Origin of the sequence: Pseudomonas fluorescens (assembly GCF_902497745.1) — a bacterium.
In the GTDB taxonomy this organism is placed as follows: domain Bacteria; phylum Pseudomonadota; class Gammaproteobacteria; order Pseudomonadales; family Pseudomonadaceae; genus Aquipseudomonas; species Aquipseudomonas fluorescens_BM.
This window is the reverse complement of sequence record NZ_CABVHJ010000015.1, coordinates 144895-171608: the sequence shown is the minus strand read 5'-3', so window position 1 is coordinate 171608 and position 26714 is coordinate 144895. Positions and strand designations below refer to the sequence as shown.

The 26714-nt window shown below is 59.5% G+C and carries 21 protein-coding genes; 18 read left to right on the top strand and 3 right to left on the bottom strand.

Translation table 11 applies throughout. From position 1 onward, the window contains the following. Nucleotides 1–482: biotin/lipoyl-containing protein (locus tag F8N44_RS22285; RefSeq protein WP_318182841.1), on the bottom strand; the 482-nt coding region annotated here is incomplete at its 3' end. An 11-nt stretch (nt 483–493) separates the two neighbouring features. After that, entirely contained in the window at nt 494–3139 is a 2646-nt protein-coding gene (gene aceE, locus F8N44_RS22280; protein WP_150651819.1) for a pyruvate dehydrogenase (acetyl-transferring), homodimeric type, read from the bottom strand. Between the two features lie 384 nt (nt 3140–3523). Here aceE and glnE point away from each other — a divergent pair, with 384 nt between their 5' ends. From glnE to F8N44_RS22220, 12 genes are all read left to right on the top strand, one after another. Continuing rightward, complete coding sequence (glnE, locus tag F8N44_RS22275) at nt 3524–6463, top strand: bifunctional [glutamate--ammonia ligase]-adenylyl-L-tyrosine phosphorylase/[glutamate--ammonia-ligase] adenylyltransferase (protein ID WP_150651818.1); 2940 nt, start codon at nt 3524–3526, stop codon at nt 6461–6463. Nucleotides 6464–6771: 308 nt separating this feature from the next. Further along, on the top strand, nt 6772–7806 hold the full coding sequence (gene waaF / locus F8N44_RS22270; RefSeq protein WP_150651817.1) for a lipopolysaccharide heptosyltransferase II: 1035 nt from the start codon (nt 6772–6774) through the stop codon (nt 7804–7806). A gap of 1 nt (nt 7807) precedes the next feature. Next, nucleotides 7808–8869 carry a lipopolysaccharide heptosyltransferase I gene (gene waaC, locus F8N44_RS22265; protein WP_150651816.1) on the top strand — a complete coding sequence of 354 codons (1062 nt, stop codon included), beginning with the start codon at nt 7808–7810 and terminating at the stop codon, nt 8867–8869. Beyond that, nucleotides 8869–9990: a glycosyltransferase family 4 protein gene (locus F8N44_RS22260; RefSeq protein ID WP_150651815.1), complete on the top strand. Its 1122-nt coding sequence runs from the start codon at nt 8869–8871 to the stop codon at nt 9988–9990. The genes waaC and F8N44_RS22260 overlap by 1 nt, the downstream gene beginning before the upstream one ends. After that, entirely contained in the window at nt 9990–10796 is an 807-nt protein-coding gene (rfaP, locus tag F8N44_RS22255; protein ID WP_150651814.1) for a lipopolysaccharide core heptose(I) kinase RfaP, read from the top strand. Before F8N44_RS22260 ends, rfaP begins: the two co-directional genes overlap by 1 nt. Beyond that, nucleotides 10796–11530 carry a lipopolysaccharide kinase InaA family protein gene (locus F8N44_RS22250; RefSeq protein ID WP_150651813.1) on the top strand — a complete coding sequence of 245 codons (735 nt, stop codon included), beginning with the start codon at nt 10796–10798 and terminating at the stop codon, nt 11528–11530. Before rfaP ends, F8N44_RS22250 begins: the two co-directional genes overlap by 1 nt. Next, a complete protein-coding gene (locus F8N44_RS22245; protein WP_150651812.1) occupies nt 11527–12279 on the top strand; it encodes a lipopolysaccharide kinase InaA family protein in 753 nt (250 codons plus the stop codon). Before F8N44_RS22250 ends, F8N44_RS22245 begins: the two co-directional genes overlap by 4 nt. Then, entirely contained in the window at nt 12279–13730 is a 1452-nt protein-coding gene (locus tag F8N44_RS22240; RefSeq protein ID WP_150651811.1) for a lipopolysaccharide kinase InaA family protein, read from the top strand. Before F8N44_RS22245 ends, F8N44_RS22240 begins: the two co-directional genes overlap by 1 nt. Nucleotides 13731–13845: 115 nt before the next feature. Then, nucleotides 13846–14181 (top strand): YceK/YidQ family lipoprotein, encoded by a 336-nt coding sequence (locus F8N44_RS22235; RefSeq protein WP_150651810.1) that lies wholly within the window; start codon nt 13846–13848, stop codon nt 14179–14181. 171 nt (nt 14182–14352) lie between these two features. Further along, on the top strand, nt 14353–16107 hold the full coding sequence (locus F8N44_RS22230; protein WP_150651809.1) for a carbamoyltransferase: 1755 nt from the start codon (nt 14353–14355) through the stop codon (nt 16105–16107). Further along, the gene (locus F8N44_RS22225; RefSeq protein ID WP_127925579.1) at nt 16100–17008 is read left to right on the top strand and encodes a glycosyltransferase family 2 protein; all 909 of its coding nucleotides are present in this window, start codon (nt 16100–16102) and stop codon (nt 17006–17008) included. The genes F8N44_RS22230 and F8N44_RS22225 overlap by 8 nt, the downstream gene beginning before the upstream one ends. 54 nt (nt 17009–17062) lie before the next feature. Beyond that, nucleotides 17063–18523 (top strand): hypothetical protein, encoded by a 1461-nt coding sequence (locus F8N44_RS22220; RefSeq protein ID WP_150651808.1) that lies wholly within the window; start codon nt 17063–17065, stop codon nt 18521–18523. Nucleotides 18524–18526: 3 nt separating this feature from the next. Here F8N44_RS22220 and F8N44_RS22215 read toward each other — a convergent pair whose 3' ends face one another. Beyond that, nucleotides 18527–19180, bottom strand: coding sequence for a toluene tolerance protein (locus F8N44_RS22215; protein ID WP_150651807.1), 654 nt, complete (start codon nt 19178–19180; stop codon nt 18527–18529). A 125-nt stretch (nt 19181–19305) separates the two neighbouring features. Here F8N44_RS22215 and msbA point away from each other — a divergent pair, with 125 nt between their 5' ends. The 6 genes from msbA (at nt 19306) to F8N44_RS22185 (ending at nt 26705) form a co-directional block, all read left to right on the top strand. After that, on the top strand, nt 19306–21132 hold the full coding sequence (gene msbA, locus F8N44_RS22210; RefSeq protein WP_127925582.1) for a lipid A export permease/ATP-binding protein MsbA: 1827 nt from the start codon (nt 19306–19308) through the stop codon (nt 21130–21132). Then, nucleotides 21126–22022, top strand: coding sequence for a GNAT family N-acetyltransferase (locus F8N44_RS22205; protein WP_150651806.1), 897 nt, complete (start codon nt 21126–21128; stop codon nt 22020–22022). Before msbA ends, F8N44_RS22205 begins: the two co-directional genes overlap by 7 nt. A gap of 4 nt (nt 22023–22026) precedes the next feature. Further along, nucleotides 22027–23427 carry a PIG-L deacetylase family protein gene (locus F8N44_RS22200; protein WP_150651805.1) on the top strand — a complete coding sequence of 467 codons (1401 nt, stop codon included), beginning with the start codon at nt 22027–22029 and terminating at the stop codon, nt 23425–23427. A 64-nt stretch (nt 23428–23491) separates the two neighbouring features. After that, nucleotides 23492–24913, top strand: a complete 1422-nt coding sequence (gene hldE, locus F8N44_RS22195) for a bifunctional D-glycero-beta-D-manno-heptose-7-phosphate kinase/D-glycero-beta-D-manno-heptose 1-phosphate adenylyltransferase HldE (RefSeq protein ID WP_093430139.1) — start codon at nt 23492–23494, stop codon at nt 24911–24913. Nucleotides 24914–25043: 130 nt separating this feature from the next. Further along, nucleotides 25044–26018: a glycosyltransferase gene (locus F8N44_RS22190; RefSeq protein WP_150651804.1), complete on the top strand. Its 975-nt coding sequence runs from the start codon at nt 25044–25046 to the stop codon at nt 26016–26018. Further along, a complete protein-coding gene (locus tag F8N44_RS22185) occupies nt 26019–26705 on the top strand; it encodes a hypothetical protein (RefSeq protein WP_150651803.1) in 687 nt (228 codons plus the stop codon). Nucleotides 26706–26714 lie beyond the last annotated feature (9 nt).

Genomic DNA, 26714 nt, shown 5'->3' with positions numbered 1-26714 from the left:
ATTTCCATGCTCGCCTTGTCGGATTCCAGAGTGATCAGCGATTGATCAGCTTCGACGGTATCGCCGACCTTGACCTGAATCTCGATGATCTGCGCCTTGCCCGCCGAACCGATGTCCGGCACGTGTACTTGCTGAACCGAAGCGGCAGCAGGGGCAGCGGCAGGCGCGGCAGCAGCCGGAGCGGCAGCCGGTTTTTCTTCAGCCTTTTTAGCCGGTGCAGCAGCCGGAGCAGGGGCCGCTTCAGCGGCGCCCTCGACTTCCAGCTCAAGCAGTTCGTCGCCTTCTTTCAGACGGTCGCCCAGCTTCACTTTCAGGCTCTTGATGACGCCGGCTTTCGGGGCCGGCACTTCCATGCTGGCCTTGTCCGATTCCAGGGTCAGGATGCTCTGGTCGGCTTCGATACGGTCGCCGACCTTCACAAACAGTTCAATTACTTCACCTTCACCGCTGCCGATGTCAGGTACGCGAATGAGTTCGCTCACAAAATGTCTCCTCAGCAGTCCAGTGGGTTGCGTTTTTCCGGGTCGATGCCGAACTTGACGATGGCCTCAGCCACCACCTTAGGTTCGATATCACCACGGTCAGCCAGTGCTTCCAGGGCTGCCAACACCACGAAATGACGGTCAACTTCGAAGAAATGACGCAGTTTCTTGCGGCTGTCGCTGCGGCCGAAACCGTCGGTGCCGAGGACTTTGAACTCCTTGGACGGTACCCACTGACGGATCTGCTCGGCGAACAGTTTCATGTAGTCGGTAGAGGCGATGACCGGACCTTTACGGCCGTTCAGGCACTCTTCGACGTAGCTCAGCTTAGGCTTCTGGCCCGGCTTCAGACGGTTGCTGCGCTCTACAGCGAGGCCGTCGCGACGCAGTTCGTTGAAGCTGGTAACGCTCCACACGTCAGCGCCAACGTTGAACTCTTCACGCAGGATCTTCGCCGCTTCACGGACTTCACGCAGGATGGTGCCGGAGCCCATCAGCTGTACGTGGTGCGCCGCATCGCGGGTGTCTTCTTCGAGCAGGTACATGCCTTTCTTGATGCCTTCTTCGGCACCGGCCGGCATGGCTGGCTGCTGGTACGACTCGTTCATCACGGTGATGTAGTAGAAGATGTCCTGTTGCTCTTCGGTCATCTTCTTCATGCCGTCCTGAATGATCACCGCCAGCTCGTAGCCGTAGGTCGGATCGTAGGTGCGGCAGTTCGGGATGGTCGCGGCCAGCAGGTGGCTGTGACCGTCTTCGTGTTGCAGACCTTCACCGTTCAGGGTGGTACGGCCGGCGGTGCCGCCGATCAGGAAGCCACGGGTACGGCTGTCGCCAGCGGCCCAGGCCAGGTCGCCAATACGCTGGAAGCCGAACATCGAGTAGAAGATGTAGAACGGCAGCATCGGCCGGTTGTGGCTGGAGTACGAAGTACCGGCAGCGATGAACGAGCTCATGGCGCCTGCTTCGTTGATGCCTTCTTCAAGGATCTGACCTTTCTGGTCTTCCTTGTAGAACATCACCTGGTCTTTATCGACCGGCTCGTAGAGCTGGCCGACGGACGAGTAGATGCCGAGCTGACGGAACATGCCTTCCATACCGAAGGTACGGGCTTCGTCCGGGATGATCGGAACGATGCGCGGGCCGATTTCCTTGTCCTTGACCAGTTGCGCGAGGATTCGCACGAAGGCCATGGTGGTGGAAATTTCACGGTCGCCGGAACCGTCGAGGATAGCCTTGAGGGTGTCCAGATCCGGAGTCGGCACGCTGAAGCTTTGTGCGCGGCGCTGAGGTACGAAACCGCCCAGTGCAGTGCGACGCTCGCTGAGGTAGCGGGCTTCGGCGCTGTTTGGCTCTGGCTTGAAGAACGGCAGGTTCTCCAGCTCTTCGTCCTTGACCGGAATGTCGAAACGATCGCGGAACAACTTCAGGCTGTCGACGTCGACTTTCTTGGTGTTGTGCGCAGTGTTTTTCGCTTCGCCGGCACCGGTGCCATAACCTTTGATGGTCTTGGCGAGGATGACGGTTGGTTGTTCTTTGTGGTTGACCGCTTCGTGGTACGCCGCATAGACCTTGTACGGGTCGTGGCCGCCACGGTTGAGTTTCCAGATCTCGTCGTCGGACAGATCAGCAACCATCGCCTTGAGTTCTGGCGTGTTGAAGAAGTGTTCACGGACAAACGCGCCGTCTTTGGCTTTGTAGTTCTGGTACTCGCCGTCGATGACTTCGTCCATGCGACGTTGCAGGATACCGTCGACGTCCTTGGCCAGCAGTGGGTCCCAGAAACGGCCCCAGATGACTTTGGTCACGTTCCACTGAGCACCGCGGAACACGCCTTCGAGTTCCTGGATGATCTTGCCGTTGCCGCGAACCGGGCCGTCGAGGCGCTGCAGGTTGCAGTTGATGACGAAGATCAGGTTGTCCAGCTTCTCGCGGCCGGCCAGGGAGATCGCGCCCAGGGATTCCGGCTCGTCGCACTCGCCGTCGCCCAGGAAGCACCAGACTTTCTGTTTGCCCGGCTGGATGAAACCGCGGTGTTCCAGGTACTTCATGAAGCGTGCCTGGTAGATCGCTTGAATCGGACCCAGACCCATGGATACGGTCGGGAACTGCCAGAAGTCAGGCATCAGCCAAGGGTGCGGGTAGGACGACAGGCCCTGACCGTCGACTTCCTGGCGGAAGTTGTTCATCTGGTCTTCGGTGATGCGGCCTTCCATGAACGCACGGGCGTAAACGCCTGGCGAGGTGTGGCCCTGGAAGTAGATCAGGTCGCCGCCGTGTTCGTCGGTCGGGGCCTGGAAGAAGTAGTTGAAGCCGATGTCATACAGGGTCGCACTGGAAGCGAAGCTGGAGATGTGACCACCCAGGTCAGAATCTTTCAGGTTCGTACGCATTACCATGGCCATCGCGTTCCAGCGTACCAGCGAGCGAATGCGGCGTTCCATGAACAGGTCGCCAGGCATGCGTGCTTCGTGGGTTACCGGGATGGTATTGCGGTAAGGCGTGGTGATGGCGTAAGGGAGCTGCGAGCCGCTGCGGGTCGCGAGTTCGCCCATACGGGTCATCAGATAGTGAGCACGGTCTTCGCCTTCTTTGTCGAGAACCGATTCCAGGGCGTCCAGCCATTCCTGGGTTTCGACGGGATCGAGGTCTTGCATGGCTTGCTCCAGGGCGGAAAGGCTTCCAGAATCGGTTGCCTGAGTTTGCGACTGGCCTTGTGGGCAGACGATTTAAAATTCTTGGATTGCCGATAGGTTGTTCCGGCGGCGTGTAGTTTTACTACAAATCTTCCGGCATTTCAGCCTTTCGAATGTATAGACGAGTAGTAAAACTACAGAAGAATGGCTTGTGGCCTCCGGCTGCGTTGTGAGAATAATCGTTAAGGTTGGTCTTTTGCCATCCGAAAAAGGTGAAACTTTGATGTTCGCTGCCAAAGACAAAGAAATTTCAGCTATTTCTAACTTTTGTTCGACAGTCCTCCGGGTAGCGGGTTTTCACCAATCACTACAAGCGGCCATTTACACGCCGATCAAGGATAGACCATGACCCTGCCCGTGCTTGCCGAACTGCCCGCCATTCTCCTGCCGTTGGTCACTCGATCCGAGCAGTCGTTCCGTACGGCTGTCGCCGCGCTGGAAGACGATCACGGCTTCGCGGACTGGACGCCAGAGCGCTGGGCGCAGTTCGCCCGTGTCACCGCTGCCAGCGAATTTGTCATTGAACAGAGCGTTCGTGACCCTTTGATGTTGCTGTCACTGGTGCAGTCCGGCGAACTCGACCGGGCCTTCGCGCCGGGTGAATTATGTGCGCAGATTGCTGCTGCGGTGAATGCTGCGCAGAGTGAAGATGAACTCGGTCGCGCCCTGCGTCGTCAGCGCGCCCGCCATCAAGTGCGGATCATCTGGCGCGATCTCACCCGTCAGGCCGATCTGGTGCAGACCTGCCGCGATCTCTCGGACATGGCCGACGCCACCATCGATCAGGCTTATCAATGGTTGTACAGCCGTCATTGCGAACAGTTCGGCACGCCGACCGGCCGCCGCAGCGGTGAGCCGCAGCAAATGGTCATCCTTGGCATGGGCAAGCTCGGCGCGGTCGAGTTGAACCTGTCTTCGGATATCGATCTGATCTTCGCCTACCCCGAGGGCGGCGAAACGGTGGGCGTGAAGCGCTCGCTGGATAATCAGGAGTTTTTCATTCGCCTCGGCCAGCGCTTGATCAAGGCGCTCGATCCGATGACGGTCGACGGTTTCGTCTTCCGCGTCGACATGCGCCTGCGCCCGTACGGCTCGTCCGGTGCGCTGGTGCTGAGCTTCAATGCGCTGGAGCAGTATTACCAGGATCAGGGCCGTGACTGGGAACGCTACGCGATGATCAAGGCGCGAGTGGTGGCCGGCGATCAGGTCGCGGGCGCGCAGTTGCTCGACATGCTGCGGCCGTTCGTTTACCGACGTTACCTCGACTTCTCGGCGATCGAAGCGCTGCGCACCATGAAGCAGCTGATCCAGCAGGAAGTGCGGCGTAAGGGCATGGCCGATAACATCAAACTGGGCTCGGGTGGCATCCGCGAGGTCGAGTTCATCGCTCAGGCCTTTCAACTGATCCACGGCGGTCGCGACTTGAGTTTGCAACAACGTCCTCTATTAAAGGTGTTGAGCACGCTGGAGGGGCAGGGTTATCTGCCGCCGGCAGTGATCAGCGAGTTACGCGAGGGCTACGAATTTCTCCGTTACACCGAGCACGCGATCCAGGCGATTGCCGACCGCCAAACGCAGATGCTGCCGGATGGCGCGCAGGATCAGGCACGCATTGCCTTCATGCTCGGTTTCGCCGATTGGGATACTTTCCACGAAAAACTGATGTTCTGGCGCGGTCGTGTCGCCTGGCACTTCGCCCAGGTAATTGCCGATCCCGACGAGGATGAAGGTGCCGAAAGCGAAGTGGTGGTCGGCGGTGAATGGCTGCCGCTGTGGGAAGAGGCGCAGGACGAAGAGGCGGCGTGCCGTCAGTTGGAGGAGGGCGGTTTTGCCGATGCCAGCAAAGCCCTGAAAGCGTTGGCCGGATTGCGCAGCAGTCCGCAATTGCGCGCGATGCAGCGATTGGGGCGTGAGCGTCTCGATGCCTTTATTCCGCGTTTGCTCGCGCAGGCCGTGGAGCACGCCAATCCCGATCTGGTGCTTGAGCGCGTGCTGCCGCTGGTGGAGGCAGTTGCCCGGCGTTCGGCTTATCTGGTCTTGCTGACAGAAAACCCCAGTGCCTTGCGCCGCTTGCTGACGCTGTGCGCGGCGAGCCCGTGGATTGCCGAACAGATCACGCGCTTCCCGCTGCTGCTCGATGAATTGCTTAACGAGGGCCGCCTGTTCAAGCCGCCCTTGGCGCCGGAATTGGCCGCCGAGTTGCGCGAGCGCCTGACGCGGATTCCCGAAGACGACCTCGAACAACAGATGGAAGCCCTGCGCCATTTCAAACTGGCGCACCGCTTGCGCGTCGCCGCCTCGGAAATCGCCGGCAGCCTGCCGCTGATGAAAGTCAGCGATTACCTGACCTGGCTGGCCGAGGCGATTCTCGAGCAAGTGCTGGCCCTGGCCTGGCGCCAGACCGTGGCCAAGTACGGCACGCCGCTGCGCACCGACGGCACCTTGTGCGATCCCGGTTTCATCATTGTCGGTTATGGCAAAGTCGGCGGTCTGGAACTGGGGCATGGTTCGGATCTGGATCTGGTGTTCATCCACGACGGCGATCCGCAAGCGGAAACCGATGGGCCGAAGTCGATCGATGGCGCGCAGTTCTTCACGCGGCTGGGGCAACGGATCATTCACCTGCTGACGGCGCAGACCAACTCCGGTCAGCTCTACGAAGTGGACATGCGTCTGCGGCCGTCCGGTGCTTCGGGGCTGTTGGTGAGTTCGCTCGGCGCGTTTGCCCGCTATCAGGAAAATGAAGCCTGGACGTGGGAGCATCAGGCCTTGGTGCGCGCGCGAGTGCTGGTGGGCAGTCAGGATGTCGGTCAGGCGTTCGAGAAAGTTCGCGCCCAGGTGCTGGGCAAGGCGCGCGATCTGGCCAAACTGCAACAGGAAGTCAGCGAGATGCGCGCGAAGATGCGCGATAACCTTGGCACCAAGAGCACCGCAGCCGGTACGGCAGCAAATGCCTTCGACGCCACGGCGCCGTTCGACCTCAAGCAGGACGCCGGTGGTATCGTCGATATTGAATTTATGGTGCAATACGCGGCTCTGGCGTGGTCGCAAAGCCACCCGCCACTGCTGCGCTGGACCGATAACATCCGTATTCTGGAAGAGCTGGAGCACGAAGGGCTGATGCCGGCCGAAGATGCCAGCCTGTTGCGCGAGGCCTATAAAGCCTACCGCTCCGCCGCCCACCGGCAGGCGTTGCAGAAGGACGCCGGGGTGATACCGGGCGACCAGTTTGCCGAAGAGCGGCGACAGGTTTTGCGGATATGGAAAGAGATGGGGCTAAGCTGAAGTCGGTTTGTGCAGCACCCAATACCCTGTGGGAGCGAGCTTGCTCGCGAAGGCGGAGTGTCAGATGACACCGATTTCGGATGTGATGGCCCCTTCGCGAGCAAGCTCGCTCCCACAGTGGATCTACAGTGTCTGTAGATCTGAAGCAGGACGAAAAAACAATGTAGGAGCGAGCTTGCTCGCGATAGCGGAGTAACAGTCGACAGAAATGTTGAAGGTAATGACCCATCGCAAGCCGCCGGTGTTCCCACAGTGATTATCGAGGCGGGGAGGCGTAAATGCCTCCCCGGTTCGTTTATGGAAACCACATGAATATTCTGATCGTTGGGCCCAGTTGGGTCGGTGACATGGTGATGGCGCAGACACTGTTTCAGTGTCTCAAGCAGCGCCACCCGCAATGCGAAATCGACGTGCTGGCCCCCGAGTGGAGCCGGCCGATCCTTGAGCGCATGCCTGAAGTGCGCAAGGCCTTGAGCTTTCCGCTCGGCCACGGCGCGCTGGAATTGGCAACGCGTCGACGCATCGGTAGATCCCTGCGCGGCCAGTACGACCAGGCGATCCTGCTACCCAACTCACTGAAGTCGGCGCTGGTGCCGTTTTTCGCCGGCATCCCGAAGCGCACCGGCTGGCGCGGCGAGTTTCGCTACGGCCTGCTCAACGATGTGCGCACCCTCGACAAAGAACGTTATCCGCTGATGATCGAGCGTTTCATGGCTTTGGCCTTTGAAGCGAACGCCGAGCTGCCGAAACCGTATCCACGTCCGAGCCTGCAAATCGATCCGGTGACCCGCGAAGCGGCCCTGGCCAAATTTGGTCTGACCCTCGATCGTCCGGTGTTGGCCCTGTGTCCCGGCGCCGAGTTCGGCGAGTCCAAGCGCTGGCCTTCCGAGCACTACGCCAAAGTCGCCGAAGCGCGTATCCGCGAAGGCTGGCAGGTGTGGTTGTTCGGTTCGAAAAACGATCATGCGGTGGGCGAAGATATCCGTGCGCGGCTGATCCCGGGCCTGCGTGAAGAGTCGGTCAATCTCAGCGGCGGCACCTCGCTGGCCGAGGCCATCGACCTGATGTCCTGCGCTGACTCGGTGGTGTCCAACGATTCCGGCCTGATGCACGTTGCCGCAGCGCTGAACCGCCCATTGGTGGCGGTCTACGGTTCGACGTCGCCGGGCTTCACGCCGCCGTTGGCCGAACACGTCGAAGTCGTCCGGCTGGGCCTCGATTGCAGCCCGTGCTTCGACCGTACCTGCCGCTTCGGTCATTACAACTGCCTGCGCCAGCTGATGCCGGACGCGGTCAACGATGCCTTGCAGAAGTTGCAGGGCTCTGTGGTCGAGGTTCAATAAGTTGCGGGTACTGTTGATCAAGACTTCATCGCTGGGCGACGTGATTCATGCGTTACCGGCGCTGACCGACGCTGCCCGGGCCATTCCCGGGATCAAATTCGACTGGGTTGTGGAAGAAGGCTTCGCCGAGATTCCGACCTGGCACCCGGCCGTTGGCAAGGTGATTCCGGTGGCGATCCGCCGCTGGCGCAAAAACATCTGGAAAACCATCACCAGTGGCGAATGGAAACGCTTCAAGCAAAGCGTGCGCGCCAACCAATACGACTTGGTCATCGACGCTCAAGGCCTGCTGAAAAGTGCCTGGCTGACCCGTTACGTCAAAGCCCCGGTGGCGGGTCTCGACAAAGGTTCGGCCCGCGAGCCGATGGCTTCGCGTTTCTACGATCGCAAATTGGCCGTCGCCCGTGGTCAGCACGCCGTCGAGCGGGTGCGGCAGTTGTTCGCCATCGCCCTCGGTTACGACTTGCCCAAAGGTCTGGGCGATTACGGCCTCAACGTTGAGCGTCTGGTCGAATTGCCGCGCAAAAACGCCTTTGTGGTATTCCTGCATGGCACCACGTGGGACACCAAACACTGGCCGGAAGCCTACTGGCGTGAACTGACCGAGCGCGTCGGTTACCTCGGCGTCGGCGTCAAACTGCCGTGGGGCAACCCGCAGGAAAAGGCCCGCGCCGAGCGGATTGCCGCAGGTTTCAAGCACGCTGAAGTGCTGCCAAAACTCAATCTGGCCGGCGTTGGCAAAGTCCTCGCCGGCGCGCAAGCGTGCGTGGCGGTGGACACCGGTCTCGGCCACTTGGCCGCCGCGCTGGACGTGCCGACCATCTCGCTGTTCGGCCCGACCAATCCGGGTCTGACCGGCGCCTACGGCAAATTGCAGATTCACCTGGCCAGCGACTTCCCGTGCGCGCCGTGCCTGCAAAAGAAATGTACCTATCAACCGACCGCGCAGGATGCCCGTCAGTTTGACCTGAAGCGTGAGCAGCCGTTGTGCTTCACGCGTTTGAACCCCGAGCGTGTCGCCAGCCGACTGAGCACGTTGTTAATGGCTGAGGAGCTGCGCTGATGCAATTGGCATTCGTCCTGTACAAATATTTCCCGTTCGGTGGCTTGCAGCGCGACTTCATGCGCATCGCCCTCGAATGTCAGAAACGCGGTCATGAGATTCGCGTCTACACGCTGATCTGGGAAGGCGACGTGCCGCCTGGTTTTGAAGTGCTGGTGGCGCCGGTCAAGGCGTTCTTCAATCACCGTCGCAACGAAAAACTCAGCGCGTGGATGGCAGCGGATCTGGCCAAGCGTCCGGTCGACCGCCTGATCGGTTTCAACAAGATGCCGGGTCTGGACGTCTATTACGCTGCCGACGGCTGCTTTGAAGACAAGGCGCAGAACCTGCGCAATTCGCTGTATCGCCGCTGGGGCCGTTATCGCCACTTCGCCGAGTACGAGCGCGCGGTGTTCGCCAAAGATGCAAAGACCGAAGTGCTGATGATTTCCGAGGTGCAGCAGCCGCTGTTCATCAAGTATTACGACACGCCGCTGGAGCGTTTCCACCTGCTGCCGCCGGGCATTGCCCAGGATCGTCGCCGCCCGGCAGATGCCGATGAGATTCGCGCCGGTTTCCGCGCTGAATTCAATCTCAAGGACGATGAGCTGCTGCTGGTGCAGATCGGCTCCGGGTTCAAGACCAAGGGCGTCGATCGCAGCCTGAAAGCACTGGCCGCGTTGCCTGCCGAACTGAAGAAGCGTACCCGGCTGTTTGTAATCGGCCAGGATGACCCCAAATTGTTCCAGATGCAGAGTGCAACTTTAGGTCTGGGCGATAACGTGACGTTCCTCAAGGGCCGCAGCGATATTCCGCGTTTCCTGCTCGGCGCCGATCTGTTGATCCACCCGGCGTACAACGAAAACACGGGTACGGTGTTGCTTGAAGCGCTGGTCGCCGGTTTGCCGGTGCTGGTCAGCGCGGTCTGCGGTTACGCCCATTACATTGCCGAGGCCGACGCCGGGCGAGTGCTGGACGAGCCGTTCGATCAGGCGCAACTGACGCAATACCTGACTGATATGTTGAAAGACGACGCTGCACGGGCGGCCTGGAGCCGCAATGGTCTGGCTTTTGCCGAGACGGCCGACCTCTACAGCATGCCGCAGCACGCGGCTGATGTGATTCTGGCGGAGCACGCTTAATGAAGTTGATGCTGGCTGAACCGTTCAAAAGCCTTTGGGCCGGACGCGACCCGTTCGCCGAAGTCGAAGGCTTGCAGGGCGAGGTATATCGCGAGCTGGAAGCACGCCGGACACTGCGCACGGAAGTCGATGGCAACGGATTTTTCGTCAAGATCCACCGTGGCATCGGCTGGGGCGAAATTTTCAAAAACCTGCTGACCGCCAAGCTGCCGGTGCTCGGCGCGGGTCAGGAGTGGAAAGCCATCCAGCGTCTGCAGGAAGTCGGCGTGCCGACCATGACCGCTGTTGCGTACGGCGAGAAGGGCAGCAATCCGGCGGATCAGCACTCGTTCATCGTCACCGAAGAACTGGCGCCGACCATCAGCCTGGAAGACTTCAGCATCGATTGGGTCAAGCAGCCGCCCGCGCCTGAACTCAAGCGCGCGCTGATCGCTGAGGTTGCGCGCATGACCGGCATGATGCATCGCGCCGGCGTCAACCATCGTGATTGCTATATCTGCCACTTCCTGCTGCACACCGATAAACCGGTGACGCCGGAAGATTTCAAACTCTCGGTGATCGACCTGCACCGCGCCCAGACCCGCGCAAAAATCACGCAGCGCTGGCGCAACAAGGATCTGGCGGCGCTGTACTTTTCCGCGTTGGACATCGGCCTGACCCGCCGCGACAAGCTGCGCTTCCTCAAAGGCTATTTCCAGCAACCGCTGCGCCAGATTCTGGCTGAAGAAGCGCCGCTGCTGAACTGGCTCGAAGGCAAGGCCAACAAGCTCTATGAACGTAAGCAGCGTTACGGGGATGCGCTCTGATGGCGGGTTGGACTCTCGAGCCGCAATACAGCGAGCTCGCCGAAGACTTTGGCAGCCTCGAAGCCGTATTCGCATTGCAAGGCGAACGCCTGACCCGCGACCCGCTGTCGGAAGTGATTCGCGTGCAGCGCAATGGCGTCAACTATTACGTCAAACGCTATGTCGGCGCCGGTAAAGGCCTGCGCCGTTACCTCGGCAAGCCGCGGGTGAAGATGGAATGGCAGAACCTCAAACGTTTCGCCAAGTGGGGCATTCCCACCGCTGAAGTGGTGGCCTGGGGCCTGGAGCGTCGAGGTGCGGCGTATGATCGTGGCGCGATGATCACCCGCGAACTGCCGCACACCGAAGACCTTTCGGCGCTCGCCGAGCGCAAGGATCCGAAGCTCAAGGATCGCGCCTGGGTCGACGCTGTCAGTCGGCAACTGGCCGGTTATACCCGGACGATGCATGATCACCGATTTACCCATAACGATCTGAAATGGCGCAATCTGTTGATCGACGAGCAGGCGCGGATATTTCTGATCGATTGCCCTAACGGCGAGTTCTGGCGCGGCTTCTGGCTCAAGTATCGGATCACCAAGGATCTGGCCTGTCTCGATAAACTCGCCAAATACCACCTGTCCAATACCCAGCGCCTGCGCTTCTATAAGCAATACCGCCAGTGCGATCGGCTTGATAGCGCCGACAAGAAACGGATTCGGCACGTGGTGAGATTTTTCGAGGGACGCGAATGACTGATTTTCTCGCCGCTGAAGACCGTGCGCTGCTTGAGCGCCATGGTCTCGGCACTTTTGACGCGCTTTGGACGAAACAGCTTGAGGCTGTGGACGAACCCAATACCGCCCGTGGCGGTTGGAGCAGTGTCTTCCGTCTGGACCTGGAAGGGCAGGGTTATTACCTCAAGCGCCAGAGCAACTATCTGACGCGGACCTTGCACGCACCTTTCGGCGAGCCAAGCTTTGCCCGTGAGTTTCGCAATATCAGTCGCTATCGCAAGCTCGGTATTCCGGCGCTGCAGGCGGCGTTCTTCGGTGAGCGCAAGGTCGACGGCGAGGTTCGCGCGATCCTGCTGACCCGAGCACTCGATGGCTGGAGCGATCTGGAGTCGCTGTTGCAGCGTTGGGCGCAACTCAGTGCCGCACAGCATTCGGCGATCCTCAAGGCCTGCGGATTGCTGGCGCGGCATCTGCACGGTGTGCGTCAGGTGCACGGCTGTTTCTACCCCAAGCATATTTTTCTGCGGGCCACCGGTGACGGGTATCAGGCGCAATTGATCGACCTGGAAAAGACCCGCCCTTTGTTGTTTGGCATGCGCGACCGGATCAAGGATCTGGAACCGCTGCAACGCCGCGCGCCGGAATGGAGCGAGGCGCAACTGCGTGAATTGCTCGCGGCTTATCTCGATCAGCCCACCGATAGCTCGCTGCTCGACAGCTGGCTCGCCCGGCTGACCGCGCGCCGCAGTCACAAGGAGACGCGCTGATGCAATTGTCCGAGCTGGCCGGTGTCGGGCGAACCCCGCAACTGCCGCTGACGGTGACCTTGGCCGATGCCGCCGGGAGTGCGGATCTGCAACTGCTGAGTCTGTTGCGGGTATTGCCGGGGCAGCGTTACGTCGGTGCGGGCGTATGGCGCGGGCGTCCGGTGCTGGCCAAATTGCTGGTTGGCGGCAAGGCCGCCCGGCATTTTCAACGCGAGCTGGAAGGCGTGCGTTTGCTGGCCGCGCAAGGCATGACGACACCGTTGCTGCTGGCCGATGGTTTGAAAAATGGCGAAGGTGGCTGGCTGCTGTTCGACTTCCTTGAAGGCGCCGAAAGCCTTGGCGATGCCTGGGCGAAAGTCGAGTCGCTGCCGGTGCTGGCCGATGAACAATCGGCGGTGTTGGCCGAGGCGCTGGGTGCCATTGGCCAGTTGCACGGTAAGGGGCTCTGGCAGGAAGACCTGCATCTGGACAATCTGCTGCGTCATGGCGGCCAGTTGTACTTGATTGACGGTGCCGGGATTTGCGCCGAGACCGCCGGTCAGCCGCTATCGCGGCAAAAAGTCCTGGAAAACCTCGGAGTGTTTTTCGCCCAGTTACCCAAAGCGCTGGAGCCATTTACCGAAGAGCTTTTGGTGTATTACCTGTTGAGCAACAGTGAGCACGCGTTGCCGCTGGAAGCCTTGCAGAAGCAGATCGACAAGGTGCGCCGCTGGCGTTTGAAAGACTTTCTGCTCAAGGTCGGTCGCGAGTGCACGCTGTTCAGTGTGCAGCGTGGAGCATTCGGACTGCGCGCAATTCGTCGCGAAGAAGAACCGGCCATGCTGCCGGTGCTTGCGCAGGCCGATGCGTTGCTCGATCAGGGGCATCTGTACAAGACCGGTGGCGCGGCGAGCGTTGGCAAGGTTCAGGCAGGTGCGCGTACGCTGGTGATCAAGCGCTACAACATCAAGGGCTTTGCGCATTGGCTCAAGCGTTTCTGGCGGCCGAGTCGCGCCTGGCATTCGTGGCGCGAAGGCAATCGCCTGGCGTTCCTCGGGATCGCCACGCCCAAGCCGCTGGCGGTACTGGAAAAGCGCTTCTTGTGGCTGCGCGGTCGTGCGTATCTGGTAACCGAATACTTGTCGGGCCCGGACATCATTGAGCGCTTTGCCCCGTATGTTGAAAGTGGCGAAGCGCCGGAAGCGGAATTGCAGGCGCTGGAGCAGTTGTTCGCGCGCTTGATTGACGAGCGCATCAGCCATGGCGACTTCAAGGGTCACAACCTGTTCTGGCAGCAGGATCGCTGGGCGCTGATCGATCTGGATTCGATGTGCCAGCATGGGGCTGTGGGCAGTTTTGCCCCGGCCTATGCCCGTGACCGTGCGCGATTCATGCGTAACTGGCCGGAAAGCAGCGCGCTGTATCAGGTTATTGATCAGCGTTTGCCGAAAGACATTTCCGGCGCGGCCTGAATCAAACTCCGGAGGACAAGATTTAACGACTTGTCCTACGGCTTCTACAGAAACCATGAACTGTGCCCTGTCCAGCCCCGATGCTAATTTGCCCGACGACCTTGGAGGGCGAATCTTGACCATCAAACAGGCTGCAACGCTGGGTGTATTTTCATGGGTTCTGGCTGGCTGTGGCAGCACCATGACCGTATTGCAGGATGATGCCGACGTCGCCCGGGACATGCGCAAACAGAAAACCTACTGCCAATCCATTCCGCGTATTTACAGCGGTCTGGCCTTCGACTTCTGCGTGTTGAACGCGCCTCCCGATCCTAGCGGGGTTCTTTTGCCATTCGTGCTGCTGGATCTGCCATTGTCCGGTGTATTCGATACGGTAGCGCTGCCCTATACGGTTTATCGTCAGGTCACTGACGGCAATCTTGGTATTTACTGGCGCAAGGGTGGTTATTGAACCTTTGGGCAAGGTTTCTCCAGACCATTCAACCTCGGGCAATCGCACAGGGTAATTCCCCTCTCGTTTACGCTATAATCCCGCCCTTTAGCTGTCACTCGCCCTGTGCGAGGGCACATCAATATTCAAGGCGCATCGCGCCTGCACGCAGACTAAAGAGGCTAGACCCCTGTGGCATTGACGATTCTTGGCCTGTCCGGCGCCCTTAGCCATGACCCTTCAGCAGCCTTGTACATCGACGGCAAGCTGGTGGCGGCGGCTGAAGAAGAGCGTTTCGTACGTGATAAGCATGCAAAGAACCGCATGCCCTACGAATCGGCGAAGTTCTGTCTTGAACAGGCCGGCATCAAGCCGTCCGATGTTGACGTGGTTGCGATTCCATTTGCCCCGATCAGCCTGTTCGGCAAGGCGCGCTGGCACTACGCCAAGCGTTACTGGTACGCGCCGGATCGTGCCCTCGATGCGATCCTGATGGGCAACCGTCGCTACAAGCGCTATCGCAACAAGATCGTCTGGTGCCTTGAGCAACTGGGTTTTGATCCGAAAAAAATCAAGATCGAGCCGGTCGAACACCATTTGGCTCACGCCTCCAGCGCTTACCATTGCTCCGGTTTCAAAGAAAAAACCGCGATCCTCGGTATCGACGGCAAAGGTGAGTACGCCACGACCTTTTTCGGCTACGGCGAAAACGGCAAGATCCACAAGATCAAGGAATTCTTCGATCCTGACTCTCTCGGCGGCCTGTACGGCGCGATCACCGAGTTCCTCGGTTTCGAGATGCTCGACGGTGAGTTCAAGGTCATGGGCATGGCGCCGTATGGCGATGCCAGCAAGTACGATTTCTCGCGTCTGGCCTCGTTCGAAAACGGTGAGCTGGTGATCAACACCGACTATGCCAACGTCATCGGCCTGCGTCGCTACAAAGAGAAGGGCAAAGGTTTCTACTTCTCGCCAAAGCTGATCGAATGGCTGGGTCCGAAGCGCGAAGGTGACATCGCTGACGAACCGTACATTCACTACGCCGCGAGCATGCAAGCGCTGTTCGAGAAACTGGCGTTGCAGATGATCGACTACTACCTGGGCGACGTGCTCAAGGAAACCGGCAAGCTGGCTTTCGCCGGTGGCTGTGCATTGAACGTCAAGCTGAACCAGAAAATCATTGCCCGTGACGACATCACGGAGCTGTTCGTGCAACCGGCGTCCGGCGATGCTGGCACTGCGGTCGGCGCTGCTGCCTATGTGTCTCACGCTCGTGGCGTACCGGTCGAGAAGATGGAGCACGTCTACCTCGGCCCCTCGTACAGCAACGAAGACGTCATCGCCGCCTGCGCCCGTCACGAGAGCAAGCCGACCTGGCGCAAGCTCGACAATATGCCTGAGCAGATCGCCAAGATCATGGTCGACGGTAACCCGGTAGCCTGGTTCCAGGGGCGCATGGAGTTCGGTCCGCGTGCACTGGGTGGTCGTTCGATCATCGGTTGCCCGAGCGTGGCTGGCGTGGCTGACCGGATCAACCACCAGATCAAGTTCCGCGAGCGCTGGAGGCCTTTCTGCCCGTCGATGCTCGACACCGTTGCGCCACAGATGATCAAGATCGATCACCCGGCGCCGTTCATGACCTTCACCTTCGAAGTGGCGGAAGAGTGGAAGACCCGCGTGCCGGAAGTCGTCCACGAAGATGGCACCTCTCGCGCTCAGGTGCTCAAGCGTGAATACAATCCGCGCTACTACGACATGATGAAGGCGCTGGAAAACCTGACCGGTAACGGCGTATCGCTGAACACCTCGCTCAACCGTCGTGGCGAACCGATGATCTGCTCGCCGACTGACGCACTGAACATGTTTTTCGGTTCTGACCTGGAATACCTGATCATGGAAGATATTCTGGTCGTAAAAGAGGGTGTGAAAGGATACGAACTTGACTGAAACACTGATCAGCGTCGTCATTCCGGTTTACAACTATGCGCGAACCCTGCCACGTGCAGTGGAGTCGGTGTTGGCGCAGCTGGATGAAACGACGGCGGATCTGCTGGTCATCGACGATGGGTCGACGGACGATACGCCTGAGGTAGTGGAAAAGCTCCTGCTCAAGCATGGCGGGCGTTTTCGTGCGCTGCGCAAAAGCAATGGCGGCTTGTCGTCGGTGCGCAATCGTGGGCTTGAGGAGACGACCGGGCGGTATCTGGTATTCCTCGACTCCGATGACGAAATGGCTCCCGGCGCACTGGCTGCGCTTTCTCAGCACATTGCCAGCCATCCGCACAGCCTGATGGTGATCGGTGCGCACTGGTCGGTGTTCGCTGACGGACGACGCAGCCTGCAGGCGGCCAAGCCGTTGCCGGTGACGCCTAGACAGCGCTTGCAGGGCTATCTGTTGAGCAAGACTGTATCGATTTCAAACGGCGCCTGCGCGATGCATCGCGATGTTTTTGTTTTGGGTAACTACCCGGAACATTTGCGCAACGTCGAGGATTTGCCAGTGTTTGCCCAAGTGCTGGCGCGCTATCCCTGTACCGTTCTGGACAAGCCGTTGGCGCTGATTTACAAGCATGCCGACAGCATGCGCCATGACTTGCGCCAAAGCCTTGCCGCCGGTACGGAGCAGGTGGTCAGCGAAGTATTTTCCAGTCGACGAATGCCCGAAGAAATGAGTGATTTGCGCCAGGCCTTTCTGGCGCAGCGCTGTTTATCGTTGTTTCGTGACTGTTATTCCCATGGCGAGTACAAGCTGGCCAAGTCATTCTATTTTCAGGCCTTGCGCGCAGACTGGCGGACGTTTTCGCGTTGGTCATACACACGCAAGGCGTTGCGATTGCTGTTTCGGTAAACGGGTCGCGGTGACGTGCGCGTACCTTGTAATGAGTGTCGATGAGGTGGCTGGGTGAAAGGTACGGGCGGCAAGGTAGGGGCTCAAGTCTCCAGAGTCATCGACGAATATCCGGTTTGGCTGGCGTTTCTGGGCAGTGCACTGTTATCGCTGATTGCGGTTCTGGGCACCGCGACAGTGGGGCGTGATGCCGCGCTGTACATTGATATTGCACAACAGGTCACCGAGCACGGGCCAGATGTGGCCTGGGCAACTTTCGACTGGCCGTGGTTTTCCTTTCTGCTGGCCGGTACGCACGCCGCCCTGCATCTGCCGCTGGAGCTGAGTGCCTACCTTTGGTGCGCGCTCTTTTTCGCCGGCACCAGCGCGCTGATGGTGGATTGCGTTCGTCAGCGGTCCGCGCATCTCGCCGGTTGGGCCTGCCTCGTGGTACTGGCCATGCCGGCGGTGAACGCCTTTCGCAATGACATCATTCGCGAATGCGGTTTCTGGTTCTTCTGCACACTGACGCTCTGGCTTGCGCTGCGCTGGCAAGCCCGTGGCGGCTGGCTGCGGGCGGCATTGATTCATTTGGCAATCGTTGCGGCAGCCTTGTTCCGGCTGGAAGCCTTGCTGCTGGTGCCGGCGTTGGCGTTGTGGCAGTTGCCCAACCTGTGGTCGCCGACCCGACGGATGCAGTTCGCTCAGTTTTCGCTGCTACCGGTTCTGGGGCTGCTGGCCGTTTCGGTGTCGGGTGTGCTCATGTCGGCGCGCGTGATGCTGTATCTGGACATGATTGCGCCGCACAGTGTGTTTGCCGCCTTCCAGATGCTGAGCGATCAGTTTGCCAGCTCTCTCATCAACAAGTACTCCCAGGATGAAGCCGGCCGGATCATTTTCTTCGGCATTCTGGCGACCATGACCATCAGTTTCGTGAAATTGATGGGGCCTTTCGCGGTGCCCTTCCTTCTGCGGCGCAACTGGGGAGTTCTCGGTACTTACTGGCGTGATTATCGTCCTTTTGCCTGGGCGGCCGTGTTGTATCTGGTGGTACTGGTGCTGTTTTTCATCAAGCAACAGTTCATGAATACGCGCTATCTGAGCTTTCTGAATCTGTTGTTTGTGCCTGTGCTGGCCATGGGGCTGGCCGCGTTTGTTCGCGAGTTTCCGCGTTGGGGCAAATGGCTGGCGATCCTAGGGTTGCTGGTGATGCTGTCCAACGTCATTTCCACCGGCGCCGGTAAAACGCATTACGTCGAGGCCGGTCGCTGGTTGTCTGCTCATGTCGAGCCGGGCGCGAAGACGTATTTCGAGGATGGGCGGATCAGCTATTACGCCGGACGCGGTTACGTGATGCCGGTACTGACTGCGGATGAGGCGATGTCGGCAGCGCATGCTGGCGAGTATCAGTATTTCCTCATTGAAGCCAAAGGTGACGAGCCGTGGCTGAGCGAATGGCTGGTGGCGCACAAGCTGCGCATCATCGAGCATTTCGCCAATCGCAAAGGTGCCACCGTGGTAGTCATCGGCCGCTGAGATTCAACCGAGCAGCGGACGCAGGCGCGAGATCAGCGGCGCTTGTCGGTTGCTCGGCAGCGCCTGCCGATAACCTTCGATAAACGTGTCGCCGGCATCCTGGCCCAGCAGCCATTGGCGGTCTTCCTTGTAGCGCAGCAAGTGCGCGAAGTTGCGCAAGCGTTTGCTATCGCTGAGTGCGCGTCGCTGACAGCGCAGGTCGGCGATATCGATCAGGCCCAAATGGTTGTCCGGCGTCAGCACCACGTTGCCGAAGTGCAGCGATCGAAAGTACACGCCTTTTTCGTGCAGCAGGGCGAAGTACCCGCCCAGCTGGAATCGCAATGAGTCAGCCTCATCGTCAGTACCTTGTAACTGGCGCACTGTATTGCCTGCCAGCGGGCTGTAATACACGCAGTCACGTTCAATGCTCGGGATGCGATAGACCGCGATGACTTTCGGGCAGAGGATGCCGCGTTGCTCGAGGGCCCGGGTGTTGTCGGCAAAGCGTTGTGCATAGGGGTAGAACAGCGCCGAACTGAGCAGCCGCTTGCGGCGGAACAGCTTGAGCATGCGTCCATCGGCCAATCTGAGCACCTTGTCGCCGGAACCGTCGGCTTCCAATACGTGTGCACCCTCGCGCAGTGCCTCGTAAGTGCTGTGATCAATCGATTGCATATCGGGCTCCCCATCATTAGCGGGGTATCTTAACCGACTTGGTCGAAGGCTGGCTTGAAGTCATGTTTATCGGGGCAAAAACGCGTGTGATATCATCGGCGCCTCACTGAATTGCGCGGATCACCATGAGCAGTCCTGAACCGAAAGCCCAGTCCACGCTGGCGATCTATTTCCGCCTTTTGGCTTACGTGCGGCCTTATGCCGGCCTTTTCCTTCTCAGCATCGTCGGGTTTCTGATCTTCGCATCGACTCAACCGATGCTCGCTTACATCCTCAAGTACTTTGTCGACGGTCTGGCCAATCCTGAAGCCAGTCTGTTCCCGGGCAATCCTTATCTGGGCAAGCTGCAGTTGCTCGAAACCGTGCCGCTGATGATTGTCTTCATTGCTCTGTGGCAGGGTGTGGGTTCGTACCTGGGTAACTTCTTCCTGGCGCGGGTTTCTCTGGGTCTGGTGCATGACCTGCGGGTGGTGCTGTTCAACAAATTGCTCGAGTTGCCCAATCGCTTCTTCGACAAGAACAATTCCGGCCACCTGATTTCCCGGATCACTTTCAACGTGACCATGGTCACCGGCGCGGCAACGGATGCGATCAAAGTCGTCATCCGTGAAGGCATGACCGTGATTTTCCTGTTCTGCACGCTGTTGTGGATGAACTGGAAGCTCACCCTGGTGATGGTCGCGATCCTGCCGTTGATCGGCTTGATGGTGAACAGCACCAGCAAGAAATTCCGCAAGCAGAGCAAGAAGATCCAGGTCTCGATGGGCAACGTCACGCACGTCGCGTCCGAGACCATTCATGGCTACCGCGTTGTGCGCAGCTTCGGCGGCGAGCAGTACGAAAAGGATCGCTTTCGCGATGCCAGTCAGAGCAACACCGACAAGCAGTTGACGATGACCAAGACCGGCGCGGTTTACACGCCGATGCTGCAACTGGTGACGTACAGCGCCATGGCCGTGGTCATGTTCCTCGTGCTGTACCTTCGCGGCGACGCTTCGCCGGGCGATCTGGTGGCCTACATCACCATGGCTGGCCTGCTGCCCAAGCCGATCCGTCAATTGTCGGAAGTCAGTTCGACGATTCAGAAAGGCGTGGCCGGTGCCGAAAGCATTTTCGAGCAACTGGATGAGCCGGCAGAGGTAGATCAGGGCACGGTCGAGCAGGATCGTCTCGAAGGCCGTCTGGAAGTGCGTAACTTAAGCTTCCACTATCCCGACACCGACAAAGCGGTCCTCAACGACATCAGCTTCGTCGTCGAACCGGGGCAGATGGTTGCCTTGGTCGGCCGCTCGGGCAGTGGCAAGTCGACCCTGGCCAGCCTGATTCCACGCTTCTATCAGCATGATCATGCGCAGGGTCAGATCCTGCTTGATGGTGTGCAGGTGCAGGACTTCACCCTGCGCAGCCTGCGTCGGCAGATTGCTCTGGTAACCCAGCAGGTCACGCTGTTCAACGACACGGTGACCAACAACATCGCTTACGGCGATCTGGCCGGCGCACCGTTCGATGAGGTCAAGCGCGCGGCCACCGAAGCCTATGCCGATGAGTTCATCATCAAGATGCCGCAGGGTTACGAAACCATGGTCGGCGAAAACGGTGTGCTGCTCTCCGGCGGCCAGCGTCAGCGCATCGCCATTGCCCGGGCGCTGCTCAAGGATGCGCCGCTGCTGATTCTCGACGAGGCCACCTCCGCGCTCGATACCGAGTCGGAGCGGCATATTCAGGCTGCGCTGGATCATGTGGTGCAGAACCGTACGACACTGGTGATCGCTCACCGCTTGAGCACTATCGAGAAAGCCGACCTGATTCTGGTCATGGACGAGGGCCGCATTGTTGAGCGTGGCTCTCACACGCAATTGCTCGAGCAAAACGGCTATTACGCGCGTCTGCATGCCAAAGAGTTCGAAGAGGGTGACGAGCCACAACCGGCACATGTGACCAACGTATGCTGACGATGTTTCGCAGCTTTCGCGAGCGTGGCTGGAGCGAAATCGACCGTGACAGCTACACCCGGGTCTGGCAGCGTTTCGGCGGCAGTTTTGCCACCCATCCGCAAGTCGTCGAGCGCTTGTCGACATTCCTGGGCATCGAGTTGCGCTACCTGGGCTGGGTGGTTGGCGGTGAAGTGCTTGCCGCCATTCCCTGCTGGGGGCGGCATGTCGCCTTGTCCAAGGAAGTGCTCAAGCGCGAGGGCAAGCGTGGTTTGCTCGATATGGGCAATGCGGAAATCATTCTGCCGATCGCGCCAGATGTCATCGTCCCGGTGCGCCAGCGTATGGCGTATGTATCCCAGCTCAATGCCGCGCAGATCAGCACATTGAAGCCGCAGCCTGAGGGTTTGGCGCTGGCGCGGTTGCCGGAAGAGTATTCGAAGAAGTTTCGCTACAACCAGCGTCGCGAGCAGCGCCTGCTGGAAGAGGCGGGCGGATCGCTGGTGCCGATGTCCGACTTTACGCCGCAGGAACAAGCCGCTGCGTACGGTGATCTGTTTCAGCGTCGCTGGGGCTTCGAGGTGCCGGGCAAGGCCGGGCTGGTTGAGGTTTTTACCTTGCTGCGCGAATTCATGACCGGTTCGGTGGCTATGCTCGATTCGGCGCCCGTGGCCATTCAGGTGCTGTATCGCGTAGAGGCCCCGCAATGGGTTTCGCTCGAATACATCAACGGTGGCGTCGATCCGCAGAGCCGCGAGTTCAGTCCTGGCAGTGTGCTGAGTTTCGTCAATACCCAAGAGGCCTGGGCGCACGCGCAAGCGCTGGGCAAGCCTTTGCGCTATTCATTCGGTCGTGCCGACCGTGAGTACAAGGATCGCTGGTGCCACACGGTGCCGGTCTACAAGGTCTGAATCCATGAGTGCTCGCAAGCAACAGCTTCTCAAGGCCCATCGACGCAACAAACGTCTGTTCCTGATTGCCTTTATGGTGGCGCTGTTGTTGATCGGCTTCCTGATCGCCTGGTGGCTGGTGCCGGTATTGCTGGTGCTGGCCTGGGTCGCTCACGAGGCCTGGTTTGCCGATCATCTGTTTTATCGGCCTTCTGACGACTATCAGTACAACTTCCCGGCGCAAACCGCGCGGCAGGTCGTGAGCCTTGAGGGCGGTGTTTTGCGCCTGAGCGAGCCGCTGGCACAGGGCGAGACATTGGTACTCGAACTTGAAGTGAAATCCACTTGGCTGGGGCGCTGGTTCGACCCCTATGTTGAAGTAGGCGATGATCGCCAGGACTTCGAGCGCGGGGTCAATGGCCGGCGTTTCCTAAATTTGTCTGGTCAGACCGATGCGCTGGCGCAAGGAGTTCTGGCACTGCGTGGTCAATATTGCGTGCCCGCCGCGACGGGCGTGTTGTGGGTCATGGCCAATCCTGACTACAGCTGCCAGCGGGTGATGGTCATCGCTCCCCATGCTGACGATGCCGAACTCGCTGCATTCGGCCTTTACAGTCGATGTGAAGACAGCAGTATCGTCACCCTGACCCAGGGTGAGATCGAGGCCGAAGACTTTCAGCGTCTGGGCCTTGATCAAGCCGCAGCAGCGCGATTGAAGGGCCGTTTGCGCAGTTGGGACAGTCTGGTCATCCCGTTGTGGGGCGGCGTGCCTGCCGATCGCTGCGTGCAATTGGGTTATTACTGCCTGCAATTGCCGTCGATGGCCGAAGAGCCCGGTCAGGCGTTCGGTTCCCGTGAGTCGCAGGAAAGCGACGTGCGCAGTGTGCGCCGGCACAATCCGTTGACCTTGCCCGCCGACATTGATGGGCAGCCAACCTGGCAGAATCTGCTGGGCGACCTGACGGCGCTGCTTGAGCACTATCGCCCGGAAGTCGTGGTGACACCGCATCCTGAACTCGATCCCCACAGTGATCATGTGGCGTCTACCCAGGCACTGCTTGCGGCCATCGAGCTGAGTAGCTGGAAACCGACAACCCTGCTGATGTACGCCAATCACCTGCACGACAACGATCGCTGGCCGATGGGCCCGGCCGGTGCCGGTATCGCGCTGCCGCCTGCTATCGAGCCATTGCCGGCTGACCGGTTATGGAGCCCGCTGTTATCGGCAGACGTGCAACTGGACAAAGCCATGGCCCTGGCGATGGAGCACGATCTGCAGGGCGAGCAAGTGTTCAAACGGCAATTGCGCCGCTGGATCCAGCAAGGCCTGGCGGGTCGTCGCTGGCCTGCAACAGGCAGTAACGAGTTTTTCCGCAAAGCGGTCCGGCGTCATGAATTGTTCTGGGTACGCGACCTTTCAGATTGAGGCGGACGGCGCTTTACCCTGTGTTAATATCGCGCCCCTGTTCATTTTGTATGTGGGTTGCTCCATGAAGTTGTCCATGCCGCGTTTCGATCAAGCCCCGGTCTTGGTAGTCGGCGATGTCATGCTCGACCGTTACTGGCATGGCGGAACCTCACGGATTTCCCCTGAGGCGCCGGTGCCGGTCGTTAAGGTCGAGCAGATCGAAGATCGTCCGGGCGGTGCCGCGAACGTTGCCTTGAACATTGCCGCGCTGGGTGCGCCGGCGTCGCTGGTCGGTGTGACCGGCGATGACGAAGCCGCCGACAGCCTGAGCAACAGTCTCAAAGGCGCGGGCGTACGCGCCCTGTTCCAGCGCATCGCGCACCAGCCAACCATCGTCAAGCTGCGGGTCATGAGCCGGCACCAGCAACTGCTGCGTATCGACTTTGAAGAGCCGTTCGCCACTGACGCCCTGGCCCTCGGTTCGCAGGTCGACGACCTGCTCGAAGGCATCAAGGTGCTGGTGCTCTCCGACTACGGCAAAGGCGCCCTGAAAAACCATCAGGCGTTGATCCAGGCTGCCCGCGCGAAGAATATTCCGGTGCTGGCCGACCCGAAGGGAAAGGATTTCTCGATCTATCGCGGCGCGAGCCTGATTACCCCGAACCTCAGCGAGTTCGAAGCCATTGTCGGCGGTTGCGTCGATGAGCATGAGCTGGTGAGCAAGGGCGCTGCATTGATGCACGACCTTGAACTCGGCGCGCTGCTGGTAACACGTGGCGAGCACGGCATGACCCTGTTGCGTCCGGACCAGCCGGCGCTGCATTTGCCGGCCCGTGCCCGCGAAGTGTTCGACGTCACCGGTGCCGGTGACACGGTGATTTCTACCCTGGCCGCAGCGATTGCCGCCGGTGAAGACCTGCCTCATGCCGTCGCCCTGGCCAACCTGGCCGCAGGCATCGTGGTTGGCAAACTCGGTACAGCCGCCATCAGTGCCCCGGAATTGCGTCGCGCGATCCAGCGTGAAGAAGGTTCCGAGCGCGGTGTTCTGGGTCTGGAGCAATTGTTGCTCGCCGTCGCCGATGCCCGCGCGCACAACGAGAAGATTGTCTTCACCAACGGCTGCTTCGACATCCTGCACGCCGGGCATGTCACCTATCTGGAGCAGGCGCGGGCACAGGGCGATCGTCTGATTGTCGCGGTCAACGATGATGCATCGGTCAGCCGCCTCAAAGGCCCGGGCCGACCGATCAATAGTGTTGACCGGCGCATGGCCGTTCTCGCCGGACTCGGTGCTGTGGACTGGGTGATCAGCTTCCCTGAGGGTACCCCGGAAAACCTGCTGCGCGAGGTCAAGCCGGACGTGCTGGTCAAGGGTGGCGATTACGGCATCGATCAGGTGGTCGGCGCAGATATCGTCACGGCTTATGGCGGCACCGTGAAGGTCTTGGGACTTGTGGAAAACAGCTCGACAACTGCGATTGTCGAAAAAATCCGCAGTCGTTGACCAGATGAATTTTTACCGTTGTGTACTGCGTGTGAACGGATTTTGCCTTGGGGATTTTGCCGTTTCCGTTGATTTGGGCAGCTTTGAATCCGATGCGCTTGCCAGCCTACGTCGCGTGGTCAATTAACCTATGAAAGTCATGCTCCTGGTGATGGACGAGCAGCGGGTCATTCTCGACCGGCTCTACGACATCGTGCAGCAGAACTGTGATGAATGTTTCATCTATCGTTTGAGCAAACAGCAGCAGTTGAATCTGGGGTCGTTTCTCGCCTCGGTCGATTACCAGACCTTCGATCGCGTGGTGATTTTCTCCCGGGTCAAGCGTCTGGCCACGCAACTGCAGGTGCTCAAATGTATACCGGGGCTGGTCTTTCTCGAGCACGACGCGTACCAGAACTACATGCCGGCGAGTAAGTACCGTGGCGTGTATTCACGGCTCTATAGTCGTCTGCCGAGTTGTCGGGCGCTGGTGTCCGGTGCCGTTGTCGCGCGCAAGATGCTGGCGGAAGGTATCGACACGGTGTTCGTCTCCAAAGGTTATGACGAACAGATGCTGCACAACACTGGCGTTGAGCGGGACATTCCCATCGGTTTTCTTGGCAGTCTGAAAAGCACCGAGTATGCCGAGCGCAAAGCCATGCTCGAATCGCTCTCCAGGCGTACCGGTATGTTGGTGACCCGCACCAAGTCAGGCGCGGAATACCTGCAGACGCTCAATCGCATCAGGATTTTTGTCAGTGCCGACATCGGCATGAACGAGTTCATGATCAAGAACTACGAAGCCATGGCCTGCGGCTGTGTGCTGCTGGCCTGGAGCCAGGGCGAAGAAGACCGCCTGCTCGGCTTTGAAGACATGCACAACACCGTGTTCTACCGCAGCGAAGACGAGGCGGTGGAAAAGATCAAGCTGCTGCAAAGCGACCCGGAACTGGCAGAGCGTATTGCCCGTAACGGCCAGGAATTCGCGCAAAGCCGCTATTCCTTTGCCCGGGTCGGTCAGGCACTGGCCACGGAAATCCAGCGTGAGATGCGCCCATGGCAGCCGCCCTCTGCGTTCACACGTTTCTGGGTGAAGCTGCGTTACGGGATGAAGGTGCCAGTCTGAATGAAGGACGAACACATGGCGCTGGATGCGCTGCCCGGTGGTAATCAGTCCGTACTGGGGGCTTTACCGACAGAACTTCTCGAGTGTCTGAGCCGTGCGCCTCGGGTTGTGCTGATTGCCAACAACCCGGCCATCACCGTGGCGGACTTTCAGGCGCTGAACATTGGCGCCGATGACGTCGTCGTCAGCTTCAATACCTGCATCAAAGCGGCGCTGCTCAACACGCAGAGCGTCAATGTCTTTGTGCATGGCTACAACGCGCCGGACGCGTATTTTTTTGGTCTGCCTTACGCGCCGCCGGTACAGCAGATGTTCGAACAGGCGAGCGACCGCTGTTTCAGCATGCTGGTGGGCTGCGCCGCACCGATGTGCCCACTGCCACGCGTGGCCATGTATTGGGATCGCATTCCACTGCCGCCACTGTGGAACTACCCGGTCGACCGACCGGGCGGCAAGCGTTATGTCGGGCCGTCTACTGGCTTCAACACGCTGGTGTTGTTCGACTGGTTGCGCGCTCATGCCGGTTATAGCTATCAGCTCATGACCCTCGGGTTTTCCAACGAAGCAGGAAAACTGTGGGGTGGCCATGCCTGGGACTATGAGCGCGACTGGCTGCAGAAATCAGACATCATCGTGGTGCCATTGCAGCCCCGGCGCTGGTGGCAAAAGCTGTTTCGGCAAAAGTAAGTCACGTCG

What these genes read in the sequence shown, in the direction of transcription:
- F8N44_RS22215 (WP_150651807.1), bottom strand. Translation starts at nt 19,180, where the DNA reads ATGCAATCGATTGATCACAGCACTTACGAGGCACTGCGCGAGGGTGCA.
- F8N44_RS22185 (WP_150651803.1), top strand. Translation starts at nt 26,019, where the DNA reads ATGAAGGACGAACACATGGCGCTGGATGCGCTGCCCGGTGGTAATCAG.
- F8N44_RS22260 (WP_150651815.1), top strand. Translation starts at nt 8,869, where the DNA reads ATGCAATTGGCATTCGTCCTGTACAAATATTTCCCGTTCGGTGGCTTG.
- waaF (WP_150651817.1), top strand. Translation starts at nt 6,772, where the DNA reads ATGAATATTCTGATCGTTGGGCCCAGTTGGGTCGGTGACATGGTGATG.
- F8N44_RS22190 (WP_150651804.1), top strand. Translation starts at nt 25,044, where the DNA reads ATGAAAGTCATGCTCCTGGTGATGGACGAGCAGCGGGTCATTCTCGAC.
- aceE (WP_150651819.1), bottom strand. Translation starts at nt 3,139, where the DNA reads ATGCAAGACCTCGATCCCGTCGAAACCCAGGAATGGCTGGACGCCCTG.
- F8N44_RS22245 (WP_150651812.1), top strand. Translation starts at nt 11,527, where the DNA reads ATGACTGATTTTCTCGCCGCTGAAGACCGTGCGCTGCTTGAGCGCCAT.
- F8N44_RS22205 (WP_150651806.1), top strand. Translation starts at nt 21,126, where the DNA reads ATGCTGACGATGTTTCGCAGCTTTCGCGAGCGTGGCTGGAGCGAAATC.
- F8N44_RS22200 (WP_150651805.1), top strand. Translation starts at nt 22,027, where the DNA reads ATGAGTGCTCGCAAGCAACAGCTTCTCAAGGCCCATCGACGCAACAAA.
- F8N44_RS22240 (WP_150651811.1), top strand. Translation starts at nt 12,279, where the DNA reads ATGCAATTGTCCGAGCTGGCCGGTGTCGGGCGAACCCCGCAACTGCCG.
- msbA (WP_127925582.1), top strand. Translation starts at nt 19,306, where the DNA reads ATGAGCAGTCCTGAACCGAAAGCCCAGTCCACGCTGGCGATCTATTTC.
- rfaP (WP_150651814.1), top strand. Translation starts at nt 9,990, where the DNA reads ATGAAGTTGATGCTGGCTGAACCGTTCAAAAGCCTTTGGGCCGGACGC.
- F8N44_RS22250 (WP_150651813.1), top strand. Translation starts at nt 10,796, where the DNA reads ATGGCGGGTTGGACTCTCGAGCCGCAATACAGCGAGCTCGCCGAAGAC.
- hldE (WP_093430139.1), top strand. Translation starts at nt 23,492, where the DNA reads ATGAAGTTGTCCATGCCGCGTTTCGATCAAGCCCCGGTCTTGGTAGTC.
- glnE (WP_150651818.1), top strand. Translation starts at nt 3,524, where the DNA reads ATGACCCTGCCCGTGCTTGCCGAACTGCCCGCCATTCTCCTGCCGTTG.